The organism is Streptomyces sp. NBC_00341 (assembly GCF_041435055.1).
GTDB lineage: Bacteria > Actinomycetota > Actinomycetes > Streptomycetales > Streptomycetaceae > Streptomyces.
In genome coordinates this window covers 4,429,270-4,444,948 of the sequence record NZ_CP108002.1, presented here as the reverse complement: position 1 = coordinate 4,444,948, position 15,679 = coordinate 4,429,270, and the positions used below count along the sequence as shown (strand labels likewise).

Annotated in this window: 14 protein-coding genes; 6 read left to right on the top strand and 8 right to left on the bottom strand. The window is 68.0% G+C overall.

Annotated features, from left to right (window positions below):
• Positions 1–137 precede the first annotated feature (137 nt).
• The 8 genes from OG892_RS20000 to rpmH form a co-directional block, all read right to left on the bottom strand.
• Positions 138–1,229 carry a ParB/RepB/Spo0J family partition protein gene (locus OG892_RS20000; protein WP_327337954.1) on the bottom strand — a complete coding sequence of 364 codons (1,092 nt, stop codon included), beginning with the start codon at positions 1,227–1,229 and terminating at the stop codon, positions 138–140.
• Positions 1,226–2,302, bottom strand: a complete 1,077-nt coding sequence (locus OG892_RS19995) for a ParA family protein (protein WP_073733239.1) — start codon at positions 2,300–2,302, stop codon at positions 1,226–1,228. Before OG892_RS19995 ends, OG892_RS20000 begins: the two co-directional genes overlap by 4 nt.
• Before the next feature lie 291 nt (positions 2,303–2,593).
• The gene (rsmG, locus tag OG892_RS19990; RefSeq protein WP_024489509.1) at positions 2,594–3,310 is read right to left on the bottom strand and encodes a 16S rRNA (guanine(527)-N(7))-methyltransferase RsmG; all 717 of its coding nucleotides are present in this window, start codon (positions 3,308–3,310) and stop codon (positions 2,594–2,596) included.
• A 107-nt stretch (positions 3,311–3,417) separates the two neighbouring features.
• Positions 3,418–3,927, bottom strand: a complete 510-nt coding sequence (locus OG892_RS19985; protein ID WP_073733240.1) for a R3H domain-containing nucleic acid-binding protein — start codon at positions 3,925–3,927, stop codon at positions 3,418–3,420.
• Between the two features lie 14 nt (positions 3,928–3,941).
• A complete protein-coding gene (gene yidC, locus OG892_RS19980) occupies positions 3,942–5,207 on the bottom strand; it encodes a membrane protein insertase YidC (protein ID WP_371629874.1) in 1,266 nt (421 codons plus the stop codon).
• Positions 5,208–5,210: 3 nt separating this feature from the next.
• The gene (yidD, locus tag OG892_RS19975; protein ID WP_073733242.1) at positions 5,211–5,570 is read right to left on the bottom strand and encodes a membrane protein insertion efficiency factor YidD; all 360 of its coding nucleotides are present in this window, start codon (positions 5,568–5,570) and stop codon (positions 5,211–5,213) included.
• On the bottom strand, positions 5,567–5,938 hold the full coding sequence (gene rnpA, locus OG892_RS19970) for a ribonuclease P protein component (RefSeq protein WP_073733243.1): 372 nt from the start codon (positions 5,936–5,938) through the stop codon (positions 5,567–5,569). Before rnpA ends, yidD begins: the two co-directional genes overlap by 4 nt.
• A 21-nt stretch (positions 5,939–5,959) precedes the next feature.
• Entirely contained in the window at positions 5,960–6,097 is a 138-nt protein-coding gene (gene rpmH / locus OG892_RS19965; protein WP_010985740.1) for a 50S ribosomal protein L34, read from the bottom strand.
• Between the two features lie 379 nt (positions 6,098–6,476).
• Here rpmH and dnaA point away from each other — a divergent pair, with 379 nt between their 5' ends.
• From dnaA to gyrB, 6 genes are all read left to right on the top strand, one after another.
• A complete protein-coding gene (gene dnaA / locus OG892_RS19960) occupies positions 6,477–8,288 on the top strand; it encodes a chromosomal replication initiator protein DnaA (protein WP_073733244.1) in 1,812 nt (603 codons plus the stop codon).
• 916 nt (positions 8,289–9,204) lie between these two features.
• Entirely contained in the window at positions 9,205–10,335 is a 1,131-nt protein-coding gene (gene dnaN, locus OG892_RS19955; RefSeq protein WP_073733246.1) for a DNA polymerase III subunit beta, read from the top strand.
• Positions 10,336–10,466: 131 nt separating this feature from the next.
• A complete protein-coding gene (gene gnd / locus OG892_RS19950; protein WP_073733247.1) occupies positions 10,467–11,345 on the top strand; it encodes a phosphogluconate dehydrogenase (NAD(+)-dependent, decarboxylating) in 879 nt (292 codons plus the stop codon).
• Between the two features lie 95 nt (positions 11,346–11,440).
• The gene (gene recF / locus OG892_RS19945; protein ID WP_371629873.1) at positions 11,441–12,571 is read left to right on the top strand and encodes a DNA replication/repair protein RecF; all 1,131 of its coding nucleotides are present in this window, start codon (positions 11,441–11,443) and stop codon (positions 12,569–12,571) included.
• Positions 12,568–13,167 carry a DUF721 domain-containing protein gene (locus tag OG892_RS19940; protein ID WP_073733249.1) on the top strand — a complete coding sequence of 200 codons (600 nt, stop codon included), beginning with the start codon at positions 12,568–12,570 and terminating at the stop codon, positions 13,165–13,167. Before recF ends, OG892_RS19940 begins: the two co-directional genes overlap by 4 nt.
• A gap of 393 nt (positions 13,168–13,560) precedes the next feature.
• Entirely contained in the window at positions 13,561–15,672 is a 2,112-nt protein-coding gene (gene gyrB / locus OG892_RS19935; protein ID WP_073733250.1) for a DNA topoisomerase (ATP-hydrolyzing) subunit B, read from the top strand.
• Positions 15,673–15,679: the final 7 nt, after the last annotated feature.

Sequence of the window (15,679 nt, the reverse complement as noted above, 5' to 3'; positions counted from 1 at the left end):
GCGGAGACGGATCAACCGGATGTGGTCTACCAGAACGCATCGTATCCACGACGGGATCAAGCTGACACCGAGAGAATGCAAAGGGCGGGCTGTGTTCCGTCCTACCGGAACACAGCCCGCCCAGCGTCGCTCAGAAGTCAGCTCTCGTCGTCCTCAGCCGGCTCCTCAGCCGGGCTGCGGTCCAGCACCCGGCCTTCGCCGGGAGCGAGGCTGCCGAGGATGCGGTCCAGGTCCTCCATCGAGGCGAACTCGACGACGATCTTCCCCTTCTTCTGGCCGAGGTCGACCTTCACCCGGGTCTCGAAGCGATCCGAGAGCCTGGATGCCAGATCGGACAGCGCCGGTGACAGCCGGCCACCGGCTCGCGGCCCCTTGGCCTTGGAGGCGCTCGTGGGCCTGGAACTCATGAGCGTCACGATCTCCTCGACCGCGCGCACCGAGAGACCTTCGGCCACGATGCGATGTGCCAGCTTGTCCTGCTCCTCGGAGTCGTCCACCGAGAGCAGCGCACGCGCGTGTCCCGCCGAGAGAACCCCGGCAGCGACCCTTCGCTGCACCGGGGGCGACAGCCTCAGCAGACGCAAGGTGTTGGACACCTGCGGCCGGGAACGCCCGATGCGGTCGGCCAGCTGGTCATGCGTGCACTTGAACTCCTTGAGCAGCTGGTCGTACGCAGCCGCCTCCTCCAACGGGTTGAGCTGAGCCCGGTGAAGGTTCTCCAGGAGCGCGTCCAGGAGGAGCTTCTCGTCATCCGTGGCCCGGACGATGGAGGGGATCCGCTCCAGACCCGCTTCACGGCAGGCCCTCCAGCGTCGCTCGCCCATGATGAGCTCAAAGCGGTCGGCACCGGTCTGCCGTACGACGACCGGCTGAAGAAGACCGACCTCCTTGATGGAGGTCACCAGCTCGGCAAGCGCGTCCTCGTCGAAGACCTCTCGGGGCTGACGAGGGTTCGGCGTGATGGAGTCGAGCAGGATCTCGGCGAAGTACGCCCCTGCCACCTCGCTCGGCCCGTCGGCCCCGGCCGAATCAGAAACAGGAGCACTCGGCTCCGGCACCGCACCGAGCGAGGTCACCTTGGCGGCAGCGACTCCCCGCTCGGCCGTCATGACCGGACCCGTTCCGGCAGAGGACGCACCGGATCGGGTCGACGCGACCGGCTTCTCCTGCGGAGCGGCGGGAATCAGGGCACCGAGCCCTCGCCCCAACCCTCTACGACGCTCACTCACTGGATCCCCTCCGAAGTGTTCTGCTGGCTGTTCCGACTGCCCGTGTGGGCCTGCTGCGCCTCGTAATGCATCCCCACCCCGCGCAGAGCGATCTCACGTGCCGCCTCAAGATACGACAGGGAGCCACTGGACCCGGGATCGTAGGTGAGTACGGTCTGCCCATAGCTCGGCGCCTCGGAGATCCGCACCGAGCGCGGAATGCTGGTGCGCAGCACCTCCTTGCCGAAGTGGGTGCGCACCTCCTCCGCGACCTGCGACGCGAGCCTGGTCCGGCCGTCGTACATGGTGAGCAGGATCGTCGACACATGGAGCTCGGGGTTGAGGTGCCCCCGCACGAGGTCGACATTGCGCAGCAGCTGCCCGAGCCCTTCCAGCGCGTAGTACTCGCACTGGATCGGGATCAGCACCTCGGCACCGGCCACCAGGGCGTTGACGGTCAAGAGACCGAGCGAGGGCGGGCAGTCGATGAGGATGTAGTCCAGCGGCTGTTCGTAGGCCTGGATCGCCCGCTGGAGTCGACTCTCCCGCGCCACCAGCGACACCAGCTCGATCTCCGCACCGGCGAGATCGATGGTCGCTGGGGCGCAGAAGAGACCTTCGACGTCCGGGACGGGCTGAACCACGTCGGAGAGCGGCTTGCTCTCCACCAGGACGTCATAGATCGAGGGGACCTCGGCGTGGTGGTCGATACCCAGTGCCGTGGAGGCGTTCCCCTGCGGGTCCAGGTCGACCACCAGGACACGAGCACCGTGGAGGGCTAGGGACGCGGCAAGGTTGACCGTCGAGGTGGTCTTGCCCACCCCGCCCTTCTGGTTGGCCACCACCATGACGCGCGTCTGGTCAGGTCGCGGCAGCCCCTCGCCGGCGCGGCCAAGGGCCTCGACCGCCAGCTGGGCCGCGCGGCCGATGGGTGTGTCGTCCATCGGTGGCGGTGTTTCACGTGAAACACCGTCCACCGCCGATTCGGATCGGGGACCGGGGACCGGGTCGGTCATCGGTCCCGCGATGTTGGCGTCGGACCGCAAGGATTCACTCTCCTCGACTTCAGGCTCGCAATGAGCAGAGCCTGCCATGCTTTCAGGGTCGCGAACCAGCGAGGCCCGCTCTTCTGTGGACGAATCCACTTCTGTGGACAACTCCGTAGCCCTAACGGGCCTGCGATGGCGAGGCGTGGCAGCCGCACGACCGCGGCTGATAATTCCATGCAGCAGAGAGCGACGTTTCACGTGAAACACGATGCCCCTGCAGCGTAGCTACAGGGGCACGACACTCCGCGCGGGGTACGTACACCTCCCCGTGCGAGGCATCTCCGATACACCTACAAACGGTGCGTAACGGTCATGCGCGCAGCGTGATCGGATGGATCAGCGACGACGGCGCGTCCGGCTGACCCTCGCGGCCTTGGCCCTCTTTGCGGCGAACCTCACACCACCGGGGCTCTCACCCACCACCACGCGCACCACGGTGGACATCGGATCAACGATGCCCTCGCCCACCTGCAGCACCTCGGTCTCCAGCACACCGAGCTTGCTCAGGGCCGCCCGCGCGCCGTTGATCTCCTCCTCGGCGGTATCGCCCTTGAGCGCCAGCATCTCGCCGTACGGGCGAAGCAGCGGCACTCCCCAGCCCGCCAAGCGGTCCAGCGGAGCCACCGCCCGAGCCGTCACCACGTGGACCGGCTGAAGCGTCCCCAGGACCTCCTCGGCCCGGCCGCGGACGACCGTCACATGATCGAGCCCCAGGAGCTCGACGACCTCCTGGAGGAAGTTCGTCCGCCGCAGCAACGGCTCCAGCAGGGTGATCTTCAGATCCGGCCGCACGAGCGCCAGCGGAATGCCCGGAAGCCCCGCACCCGAGCCCACATCGCAGACCGTGACGCCATCGGGGACGACCTCGGAGAGCACCGCGCAGTTCAGCAGGTGCCGCTCCCACAGCCGCGGCACCTCGCGCGGACCGATCAGCCCGCGCTTGACCCCCGCGTCGGCCAGCAGTTCCGCGTACCGGACGGCCTCGGGGAAGCACTCACCGAACACCTCCCGGGCCTCGTCGGGCGCCTGGGGAAGCTCTACTTCCTCCGTCACGGGAACCGTCCTTCCATACCGCATTACCGCACCATGGTGGCTGACTATCAGGCTGACAAAGATCGGCCCCGCCTGCGAACAGACGGGGCCGACAGGTAAAGAGCCGGTCAGGCCGGCAGGACGACGACGAAGCGCTGCGGCTCCTCGCCCTCCGATTCGCTGCGCAGACCGGCGGCCGCGACCGCGTCGTGCACGACCTTGCGCTCGAACGGCGTCATCGGATCCAGCTTCACCGGCTCACCGGAGCTCTTGACCTCGTCCGCGGCCTTGGCACCCAGCTCGGCCAGCTCCGTACGCTTCTGCGCCCGGAAACCCCCGATGTCGAGCATCAGACGGCTCCGGTCACCGGTCTCCCGGTGCACGGCCAGCCGCGTCAGCTCCTGGAGCGCCTCCAGCACCTCACCGTCGCGGCCCACGAGCTTCTGCAGTTCACGTGCCGACTCACTGATGATCGAGACCGCGGCCCGATCGGCCTCGACGTCCATGTCGATGTCGCCGTCGAGGTCGGCGATGTCGAGCAGGCCCTCAAGGTAGTCCGCTGCGATCTCCCCTTCCTGCTCGAGGCGGGTCAAGGTGTCGCTGCCCTCAGCGGCCGTGGAGGTGGTGCCTTCCGTCACGGATGGACTCCTTCTTACTTCTTGGACGGGTGCTTGGGCCGCTGCGGGCCCTTGCGCTGTCCGGACTTGGCTTGGCGTGAGGAGCCGGATGCGGGCTTGCCGCCCGCCGGCTTGGGCTTGTCGTCCTGCGGTGCCTTCTTCTGCAGGGAGGTCGCGGTCCCCGACTCGTTGGAGTCGGCGTCCTTCGCCCCGCCCTGCTGGCCCGCAGCGGTGTGACGCTTCGCCTTGGTCTGGCGCTTGGGCTGCTGGCGTCGCTGCGCGGCTCCGGCCTCGGCGTCGGCCGCGGCGGTCTCGCTCTTCACCACCGTGCCGTCCTCCTGGGCGGCGAGATTGAGCTTGGCGAGTCCGGTGATGAACTTCCGCTCGATGTCATTGCGGTCCGGGCCCTTGGACACGATCCGCTTGACCGTATTGCGCTTGGTCCTGCCGCGTACCTCACCGTGCGTGGTGACGCTCTTCAGCAGACGTCCCAGGTACTGGTCCTGCGCCTTGCTGCCCGGCGTCGGGTTCTGGTTGATCACGTACATCTGCTGACCCATGGTCCAGACGTTGGTGGTCAGCCAGTAGACGAGGACACCGACGGGGAAGTTGATACCCATGACGGCGAAGATCAGCGGGAAGATGTACATCAGCATCTTCTGCTGCTGCATGTACGGCGTCTTGACCGTCAGGTCCACGTTCTTCGTCATCAGCTGGCGCTGGGTGAAGAACTGCGAGGCCGACATCATCACGATCATGACCGCGGTGACGACCCGGACATCCACCAGCGAGGCGCCGAGCGCCTGGACCTTGTCCGCGCTGTCCATGAACTTGGCGGCCAGCGGAGCGCCGAAGATGTGTGCCTGACGCGCGCTGTCCAGCAGCGACTGGTCGATCACACCGATCTTCTTGTTCGACGCGATGGCCGAGAGCACGTGGTACAGGGCGAAGAAGAACGGCGACTGCGCCAGGATGGGAAGGCACGAGGACAACGGGTTGGTACCCGTCTCCTTGTACAGCTTCATCATCTCTTCGGACTGACGCTGCTTGTCGCTCTTGTAGCGCTCCTGGATCGCCTTCATCTTCGGCTGGAGCACCTGCATGTTCCGCGTCGACTTGATCTGCTTGACGAACAGCGGAACGAGACAGATACGGATCAGGACCACGAGGGACACGATGGACAGACCCCAGGCCCATCCCGTGTCGGGGCCGAAGATCGCCCCGTACAACTTGTGGAACTGGACGATGACCCAGGAAACAGGCCATGTGATGAAGCTGAACAGACTGGCAATCGTGTCCACTAATCAGGCTCCTTGAGCTTTGGGCGAAGTCTCTGCGGCCGAGCTCGGAAGATCGGTGGCCGATCCCCCGGGAGGCACATCAGCGGCGGAGTCCCCGCCCTTACCGCCGCGGAAGAGATCTCGCAGCAGTTCGTGCCAACGCGGACGTTTGCGTGGTGGTACGTAATCCACGCCGCCGGGTGACCACGGATTGCATCGCAGGATGCGCCAGGCTGTCAGCGCCGTTCCCTTGATCGCTCCGTGCCGGTCGATCGCCGTATATCCATAGTGGGAACACGACGGGTAGTAACGGCAGACAGGCCCGAGAAGTGGGCTGATCGTCCACTGGTACAGCTTGATGAGAGCCAGCAGCGGGTACTTCATCGCGCGCCCCCTCCCAGTAGCCGCTGAAGGGCGGCATCCAGGTCTCGGGCCAGCTGTTCATGGTCGGCGTCGCCCGCACCGGGCAACGCTCGTACGACAACCAGGCTACCGGGGGGCAGCAGGGCCAGTCGCTCTCGGACCAGATGGCGAAGCCTTCGCTTCACCGCTGTGCGGACGACCGCGCCACCCACGGCTTTGCTGACAACGAAACCCGCACGCGGCGGGGGAGCAGTCTCCCCAGTCACGTGCGGGTCCGTTGCACCGCTACGTAGATGGACGACGAGTAGCGGGCGGCCGGCCCTGCGTCCTCGTCGTACCGCGGTCGCGAAGTCCTCGCGCCGCCTCAGCCGATTCTCGGTAGGCAGCACGTCATGACGACCTGTACGCGATCAGGCGGACAGGCTGGCGCGGCCCTTGCCACGGCGGGACGCGAGAATCGCGCGGCCGGCACGGGTCCGCATACGCAGGCGGAAACCGTGGGTCTTCGCGCGACGACGGTTGTTCGGCTGGAAGGTGCGCTTGCTCACTCGGGGGCTCCAGAAATGATCGTGTGTTGGCGGGACATCGCCTGGCTGTCACCGTGCGCCCACGAGAGACTCGCGTAAACGCCCTAGTGCACCGCTTCACAATCACAGATCGTGATCTTTGCCCATCGGAGGCAGGCGGCAGCAGCCATCGACAACTCGACCTGGTCACGGTACGCGCGGCTACGCCATCCGGTCAAACCGACCCTGTCGGACCTCCCATTGTGCACAGCCTGTGGACAACGACTTGAACCGCATGGGTCGGCCCGCCTACCGTGGCCGAACCCCGGTTCTTTTTCTTCCCGCCTGCCGGTCCTCACCCATCCCGACCCATACGTCCCGAGAAACACACATTCGTGGGACCAGCGAGAGAGCGTGCCTTGTGGCTGACGTACCTGCCGATCTTGCCGCAGTGTGGCCACGAGTGCTGGAGCAACTCCTCGGGGAGGGCCAGCAGGGCATCGAGCCGAAGGACAAACAGTGGATCGAGCGCTGCCAGCCGCTCGCCCTGGTTGCCGACACCGCGCTGCTCGCCGTCCCCAATGAATGGGGCAAGCGCGTACTGGAGGGCCGGCTCGCTCCGCTCATCAGCGAGACGCTGACCCGCGAGTGCGGCCGCCCGATCCGGATCGCGATCACGGTCGACGACTCCGCGGGCGAGCCGCCGAACCCGCCGGCGCCCCCGATGCACCAGTCGCAGCAGCACCAGTCCCAGCAGCAGCACCGCTATCAGGGACCGCAGCACGACGAGCGGCAGCACAACGACGCCTACGACGGCTACGGGCACCGCCCCTCGGACGACGGCATGCCGACCGCCCGTCCCGCGTACCCCGACTACCAGCAGCAGCGCCCCGAGCCCGGCGCCTGGCCCCGCACCCAGGAGGACCTCTCCTGGCAGCAGCCCCGGCTCGGCGGATACCAGGACCGCGACACCTCCGGCGAGCACTGGCGCGAGCCGTACGGCGGCGGCCGCCCCCAGCAGCAGCCCCAGCACGACTACCGCCAGCAGCCCCCCGAGCACCAGGGCTACGAGTCCCAGCGGTCCGAGCGCCGCGACATGCAGGAGCCCCAGCACCGGCAGGGCGGCGGAACGGGCCGGCCCGGCGGCGTCCCCGGACCGATGGGCGCACAGCCCGCACCCGCGCCCGGACCCGGTGAGCCGCACGCCCGGCTGAACCCGAAGTACCTCTTCGACACCTTCGTCATCGGAGCCTCGAACCGCTTCGCGCACGCCGCGGCCGTCGCCGTCGCCGAGGCGCCCGCCAAGGCGTACAACCCGCTCTTCATCTACGGGGAGTCGGGGCTCGGCAAGACCCACCTGCTGCACGCCATCGGGCACTACGCCCGCAGCCTCTACCCGGGAACCCGGGTGCGGTACGTGAGCTCGGAGGAGTTCACCAACGAGTTCATCAACTCGATCCGGGACGGCAAGGGCGACACCTTCCGCAAGCGGTACCGCGATGTCGACATCCTGCTGGTCGACGACATCCAGTTCCTGGCGAGCAAGGAGTCGACGCAGGAGGAGTTCTTCCACACCTTCAATACGCTCCACAACGCCAACAAGCAGATCGTGCTGTCCTCCGACCGGCCGCCCAAGCAGCTGGTGACTCTGGAGGACCGGCTGCGGAATCGTTTCGAGTGGGGTCTCACCACCGATGTGCAGCCGCCGGAGCTGGAGACGCGCATCGCGATCCTCCGTAAGAAGGCGGTGCAGGAGCAGCTCAACGCTCCGCCGGAGGTGCTGGAGTTCATCGCCTCCCGTATCTCCCGCAACATCCGGGAGCTGGAGGGCGCGCTCATCCGGGTCACGGCCTTCGCCAGTCTCAACCGCCAGCCGGTGGACCTCGGGCTGACCGAGATCGTGCTGAAGGACCTGATCCCGGGCGGTGAGGACGCCGCCCCGGAGATCACGGCGCCGGCCATCATGGCGGCGACCGCCGACTACTTCGGGCTGACGGTGGAGGATCTCTGCGGATCCTCGCGCAGCCGCGTGCTCGTGACGGCGCGCCAGATCGCGATGTACCTGTGCCGTGAGCTGACGGACCTCTCGCTGCCCAAGATCGGCGCCCAGTTCGGCGGCCGCGACCACACGACCGTGATGCACGCCGACCGCAAGATCCGCGCGCTGATGGCGGAGCGGCGCTCCATCTACAACCAGGTCACCGAGCTCACCAACCGCATCAAGAACGGCTGACGGGCCACCACCCGTCTTACAGCCACGCTTCATCGAGCACCGAAAGGGCGCTCCGGGACCCGAATCGGGTCCCGGAGCGCCCTTTTCAGTCGGGTCAGGGACCGCTGTGCACGAGGTTCCCGGGGCGCGGGCCCGTCCCCGCTGTTCGAATACCTGCCGCGGAGGGGCCGTTCTCCACAGATCTGGGCACAATCTCCCCTCCACAGCCTGGGGATTGAAAAGTTGTCCATACTGCTTCCACAGGCACGGCAGCCGATACTCCATCAGGCCAGCTCAGAGGCCTGGGGATTTGTGGTCAACAATGATCCACAGCCTGTGGACAAGTTTTTCGTCCACAGGGTCGTGCCAGCGTTGTCCACCGGCAGCCCACAGGCCGGACCTTCTTGTCCCCAGCTTCTGCGGGCTTCTCCACACCTCTGTCCACTGTTCGGCAACACGACACCCGCTCTCACCGCCCCGAGTGAAAGGCGTCACACCAAGAGGGTCGGTTGGGCTGTGGGGAAGCTGGGTAAAGCTGGGGACAGACCTGGGGAGAAACCCCCCTGCCCTGTGTACCGGTTGTGCAGAACTTTCGGGTGTCCACAGAAACCCCGGGTTGTCCACCGGTTCCGCCCACAGGCTCGGTGGACAAAAAACAGGGCCTGACCTGCGAAAACGACGTTATCCACGGTTTCCACAGGCCCTACTACTACTACTACCTCTAGTTAGCCCGGAATCCGCTTCGAAGTGGGGCCTGTGCACAACTCGGCGCCGGAGCTCCGCGGACCGCTTGTCGCGACTTGACCCCGAGCAGCACCGAGTGTCGGTGCCGTACGTCAGACTGGACCCCGGCGTCCTCCCCGTCCCATCGGTGGAGCGACCCGACCAGACGACGAAGGCCAGCAGGGCGAGCGAGCAACAGCAGGAGGCGGTTCCGGTGAAGATCCGGGTGGAGCGCGATGTACTCGCGGAGGCTGTGGCCTGGGTGGCCCGTAGCCTCCCGGCCCGGCCGCCGGCGCCCGTTCTTGCGGGGCTGCTGTTGAAGGCCGAGGACGGTGCCCTCAGCTTCTCCAGCTTCGACTACGAGGTCTCGGCCCGGGTCTCGGTGGATGCCGAGATCGAGGAGGACGGCACGGTGCTGGTCTCCGGCCGGCTGCTCGCCGACATCTGCCGCGCCCTGCCCAACCGGCCGGTGGAGATTTCCACAGACGGTGTACGGGCGACGGTGGCCTGCGGCTCCTCGCGGTTCACACTCCACACCCTTCCTGTGGAGGAGTACCCCGCACTGCCCGAGATGCCGACGGCGACCGGGACGGTCCCCGGCGAGATCTTCGCCTCCGCCGCCGCCCAGGTGGCCATCGCGGCGGGCCGTGACGACACGCTGCCCGTCCTCACCGGTGTGCGCATCGAGATCGAGGGCGACACCGTCACCCTGGCCTCCACCGACCGCTACCGCTTCGCGGTCCGCGAGTTCCTCTGGAAGCCGGAGAACGCCGACGCCTCCGCCGTCGCGCTGGTCCCCGCCAAGACGCTGCTGGACACCGCCAAGGCGCTCACCAGCGGCGACACTGTCACGCTGGCGCTGTCGGGCTCCGGCGCGGGTGAGGGCCTCATCGGCTTCGAGGGCGCCGGCCGGCGGACGACCACCCGGCTGCTCGAGGGCGACCTGCCGAAGTACCGCACGCTCTTCCCGACCGAGTTCAACACGGTCGCGGTCATCGAGACCGCCCCGTTCGTCGAGGCAGTCAAGCGCGTCGCGCTGGTGGCCGAGCGGAATACCCCGGTCCGGCTCAGCTTCGAGCAGGGTGTGCTGATCCTGGAGGCGGGTTCCAGCGACGACGCACAGGCTGTGGAGCGCGTCGACGCGGTCCTGGAGGGCGACGACATCTCGATCGCCTTCAACCCGACCTTCCTGCTGGACGGCCTGAGCGCGATCGACTCCCCCGTCGCCCAGCTCTCCTTCACGACGTCCACCAAGCCCGCGCTGCTCAGCGGCCGCGCCGCCGTGGATGCCGAGGCGGATGACGCGTACAAGTACCTGATCATGCCGGTCCGCCTCTCCGGCTGATCCGGTCACCGGTCCTGTCACGGCAGGCCCCGACGGGCACGCTCAGCGCCGAGCATGCCCGTCGCCCTGTCCCCGGCCGGGCGTAGGCTCGGTCCTGGGTACGAATCGGCACAACGCTTAAGGAATCTCTGATGGAGATCGGTCTCGTCGGCCTCGGCAAGATGGGCGGCAACATGCGCGAGCGCATCCGCCGCGCAGGCCACACCGTCATCGGTTACGACCGCAACCCGGACGTCGCCGATGTCCACAGCCTCGAAGAGCTTGTGGGCAAGCTGAAGGGCCCCCGGGTCGTGTGGGTGATGGTCCCGGCGGGCGCCGCGACCCAGTCCACGATCGACGAGCTGGCCGAGCTGCTGTCGGCCGGTGACGTCGTGGTGGACGGCGGGAACTCCCGCTGGACCGACGACGAGAAGCACGCGGTCGAGCTCGGCATCAAGGGCATCGGCTTCGTCGACTGCGGCGTCTCCGGCGGTGTCTGGGGCCTCGAGAACGGCTACGCGCTGATGTACGGCGGCGACGCCGAGAACGTCGCGAAGGTCCAGCCGGTCTTCGACGCCCTGAAGCCCGAGGGCGACTTCGGTTCCGTCCACGCGGGCAAGGTCGGCGCCGGCCACTTCGCGAAGATGGTTCACAACGGCATCGAGTACGCCATGATGCAGGCCTACGCCGAGGGCTGGGAGCTCCTGGAGAAGGTCGACTCCGTCACCGACGTGCGCGAGGTCTTCCGCTCCTGGCAGGAGGGCACGGTCATCCGTTCCTGGCTGCTCGACCTGGCGGTCAACGCGCTGGACGACGACGAGCACCTCGACCAGCTCCGCGGTTTCGCCGCCGACTCCGGCGAGGGCCGGTGGACGGTGGAGGCCGCGATCGACAACGCCGTCCCGCTGCCCGCGATCACCGCGTCGCTCTTCGCCAGGTTCGCCTCGCGCCAGGACGACTCCCCGCAGATGAAGATGATCGCCGCACTGCGCAACCAGTTCGGCGGCCACGCGGTCGAGAACAAGAAGTAGCAGCGAAGGGGAGCGGGCCGGACCGGGTGTCCGCCCGCACCACACAGCACGGAGCAACAGCACGGAGCAGGAAGCCGGGAAGGTCGGCGTACACCATGCATGTCACGCATCTGTCGCTGGCCGACTTCCGCTCGTACGCCCGGGTCGAGGTGCCTCTCGACCCGGGCGTCACCGCGTTCGTGGGGGCCAACGGCCAGGGCAAGACCAATCTGGTCGAGGCCGTCGGCTATCTCGCCTCGCTCGGCAGCCACCGGGTCTCCTCGGACGCCCCGCTGGTGCGCATGGGCGCGGAGCGGGCCGTCATCAGGGCCGCCGTCACCCAGGGCGAGCGTTCGCAGCTGGTCGAGCTCGAACTGAATCCGGGCAAGGCCAATCGCGCCCGGATCAACAGATCGTCGCAGGTCAGGCCCCGTGACGTGCTCGGCATCGTACGGACGGTGCTGTTCGCTCCGGAGGACCTGGCGCTGGTGAAGGGCGACCCGGGCGAGCGCCGCCGGTTCCTGGACGAGCTGGTCACGGCACGGTCGCCGCGGATGGCCGGGGTCCGCTCCGACTACGAGCGGGTGCTGAAGCAGCGCAACACGCTCCTGAAATCGGCGGCGATGGCGCGCAGGCACGGTGGCCGTTCGATGGACCTGTCGACGCTCGACGTCTGGGACCAGCACCTGGGCCAGGTGGGCGCCGAGCTGCTGGCGCAGCGGCTCGACCTGATCGCGACGATGCAGCCGCTGACGGACAAGGCGTACGCGGACGTGGCGCCCGGCGGCGGCCCCGTGACGCTGGAGTACCGGAGCTCGGTGGGCGCGGACGTGGGTCCCGCCCGTACCCGCGAGGAGCTGTACGAGCAGCTGATCGCAGCCCTGGCCGAGGTGCGCAAGCAGGAGATCGAGCGGGGCGTGACGCTGGTCGGCCCGCACCGCGACGACCTGGTGCTCGGTCTGCGCGGGATGCCGGCCAAGGGGTACGCGAGCCACGGGGAGTCCTGGTCGTACGCGCTGGCCCTGCGGCTGGCCTCGTACGATCTGCTGCGCAGCGAGGGCAACGAGCCCGTGCTGGTCCTGGACGACGTCTTCGCCGAGCTGGACGCGCGGAGGCGTGAGCGCCTTGCCGAGCTGGTGGCGCCGGGCGAGCAGGTGCTGGTGACGGCCGCGGTGGACGACGACGTCCCCGGGGTGCTCGCGGGGACGCGGTACGCGGTCTCCGCGGGCGAGGTGGAGCGGCTGTGAGCGGCGCTGCGGACAGCCCGGACCAGCTCCCGGAGGGCGGCCGGGGCGGGACACCGCCGAAGCCGCCGTCCGGGGCGGCGAAGCAGCCGGAGGCCTCGGGGGTGGACCTGGCCCGGGTGGCCCTGCGCGCGGCGAAGGAGCAGGCGCGGGCCCGCGGTGCGGCGGCGCAGCAGAAGAAGCAGGCCCGGCGGGGCGGCGGGCTGCGGTCCGGGGCGCGGGCGGACGGCCGGGATCCGCTGCCGCTGGGTGCGGCGATCAACCGGCTGATCACCGAACGCGGCTGGGAGGCGCCCGCGGCGGTGGGCGGTGTGATGGGCCGCTGGCCGCAGATCGTCGGTGATGATCTGGCCAATCATTGTGTTCCCCTGCGCTACGACGAGGATCCCGATGAGCGGGTGCTGACGGTCCAGTGCGACTCGACGGCCTGGGCGACCCAGCTGCGGCTGCTCGCGCCTCAGCTGGTGGCCCGGCTGAACGCGGATCTGGGGCACGGCACCGTACGGATGATCAAGGTTCTGGGGCCGGGAGGACCGCAGCGGAGGTTCGGTCCGCTGCGTGCGCCGGGCAGCAAGGGACCGGGCGACACCTACGGCTGAGCTGGGCTTTTACCCGTTTTCGAGACCGGTGCGACCGTGTTGGCGCAGGGGGCCGCGGCGAGGTGTGTGCCGCTTGTTCCCGATGCCTGCGGACACCGTCTTGTACGGGTGTGCGGTGGTGGAAACCGCGGGGTGCGGAGCGGGCGTCCCTCACCGTAGCGGGAGGTTGACAGGCCGAAGCGCTCAACGCCCGTGTGAGCCCCTTGAGGCCCCTTCCCGAATATGGGGAGTCGTCAGGCGTGGATTCAGGGCGGCACATGCGGACTCAGGTACCGGCAAACCCCCATTCGGGTCGGCGCTACCGGTAGACTGGTGGACAATCCCGCGTCCTTGCGGGATTCGTCGATACAAGCCGAACGACGCAGCCGCTCCCGCCTGCCCGGAGAACGGCCTGTGCTGTGCCAGAAAGGGCGCTTCGTGGCCGATTCCGGCAACCCCAACGAGAACATTCCGTCCATCCCCGACGGGAGCACCGCCGCTCCCGCGCCGGGCGAGGTGGCCTCTCCCGCCCCGGGCGAGGTGACCGCCTCGTACGACGCCAGCGCGATCACCGTGCTGGAGGGCCTGGACGCGGTCCGCAAGCGACCCGGCATGTACATCGGCTCGACCGGTGACCGCGGTCTCCACCACCTCGTCCAAGAGGTCGTCGACAACTCCGTCGACGAGGCGATGGCCGGTCACGCGGACACGATCGACGTCACGATCCTCGCCGACGGCGGGGTGCGCGTGATCGACAACGGCCGCGGCATCCCGGTCGGCATCGTGCCGTCCGAAGGCAAGCCGGCCGTCGAGGTCGTGCTCACCGTGCTGCACGCGGGCGGAAAGTTCGGCGGCGGCGGCTACGCGGTCTCCGGCGGTCTGCACGGCGTCGGTGTCTCCGTCGTCAACGCCCTGTCCACCCGGGTCGCCGTCGAGGTCAAGACCGACGGCTACCGCTGGACCCAGGACTACAAGTTCGGCGTCCCGACCGCCCCGCTGAAGCAGAACGAGGAGACCGCGGATACGGGCACGTCCGTCACCTTCTGGGCCGACGGCGACATCTTCGAGACGACCGAGTACTCCTTCGAGACGCTCTCGCGCCGCTTCCAGGAGATGGCCTTCCTCAACAAGGGCCTCACGCTCAAGCTGACGGACGAGCGGGAGTCCGCGAAGGCGACGGCGGGCGCGGACAGCGCCGAGGCGGCCGACGTCCCCGAGGACGAGACGACCCGGACGGTCACGTACCACTACGAGAACGGCATCGTCGACTTCGTCAAGTACCTCAACTCCCGCAAGGGCGATGTCATCCACCAGTCGGTGATCGACATCGAGGCCGAGGACAAGGACCGGCTCCTCTCGGCAGAGATCGCCATGCAGTGGAACACGCAGTACAGCGAGGGCGTCTACTCCTTCGCCAACGCGATCCACACGCACGAGGGCGGCACGCACGAGGAGGGCTTCCGTGCGGCGCTGACCTCGCTGGTCAACCGGTACGCGCGCGACAAGAAGCTGCTGCGCGAGAAGGACGACAACCTCACCGGTGAGGACGTCCGCGAGGGTCTGACGGCGATCATCTCGGTGAAGCTGGGCGAGCCGCAGTTCGAGGGCCAGACGAAGACCAAGCTGGGCAACACGGAGGCCAAGACCTTCGTGCAGAAGGTCGTCCACGAGCAGCTCACGGACTGGTTCGACCGGAACCCCAACGAGGCCGCCGACATCATCCGCAAGGGCATCGCCGCCTCGACCGCGCGAGTGGCCGCCCGCAAGGCGCGTGACCTGACCCGCCGCAAGGGGCTCCTGGAGAGCGCCTCGCTGCCGGGCAAGCTGAGCGACTGCCAGTCCAACGACCCGACGAAGTGCGAGATCTTCATCGTCGAGGGTGACTCCGCCGGTGGTTCGGCGAAGTCCGGCCGTAACCCGATGTACCAGGCCATCCTGCCGATCCGCGGCAAGATCCTGAACGTCGAGAAGGCCCGCATCGACAAGATCCTGCAGAACACCGAGGTCCAGGCACTGATCTCGGCCTTCGGCACCGGGGTCCACGAGGACTTCGACATCGAGAAGCTCCGCTATCACAAGATCATTCTGATGGCGGACGCCGACGTCGACGGTCAGCACATCAACACCCTGCTGCTCACATTCCTCTTCCGCTTCATGCGGCCGCTGGTCGAGGCCGGGCACGTCTACCTCTCGCGCCCGCCGCTCTTCAAGATCAAGTGGGGCCGGGACGACTTCGAGTACGCGTACTCGGACCGCGAGCGCGACGCCCTCGTGGCGCTCGGCAAGCAGAACGGCAAGCGGATCAAGGACGACTCGATCCAGCGCTTCAAGGGCCTCGGCGAGATGAACGCCGAGGAACTGCGCATCACCACGATGGACGTCGACCACCGCGTGCTCGGCCAGGTCACGCTGGACGACGCGGCGCAGGCCGACGACCTGTTCTCGGTGCTGATGGGTGAGGACGTCGAGGCGCGGCGCTCGTTCATCCAGCGCAACGCCAAGGACGTCCGCTTCCTCGACATCTGAGTCGGCC

Excerpts from the sequence above, each read along its gene's own strand:
- OG892_RS19995 (WP_073733239.1), bottom strand. The coding sequence starts at position 2,302 with ATGGCAGGCTCTGCTCATTGCGAGCCTGAAGTCGAGGAGAGTGAATCC.
- yidD (WP_073733242.1), bottom strand. The coding sequence starts at position 5,570 with ATGAAGTACCCGCTGCTGGCTCTCATCAAGCTGTACCAGTGGACGATC.
- gnd (WP_073733247.1), top strand. The coding sequence starts at position 10,467 with ATGGAGATCGGTCTCGTCGGCCTCGGCAAGATGGGCGGCAACATGCGC.
- recF (WP_371629873.1), top strand. The coding sequence starts at position 11,441 with ATGCATGTCACGCATCTGTCGCTGGCCGACTTCCGCTCGTACGCCCGG.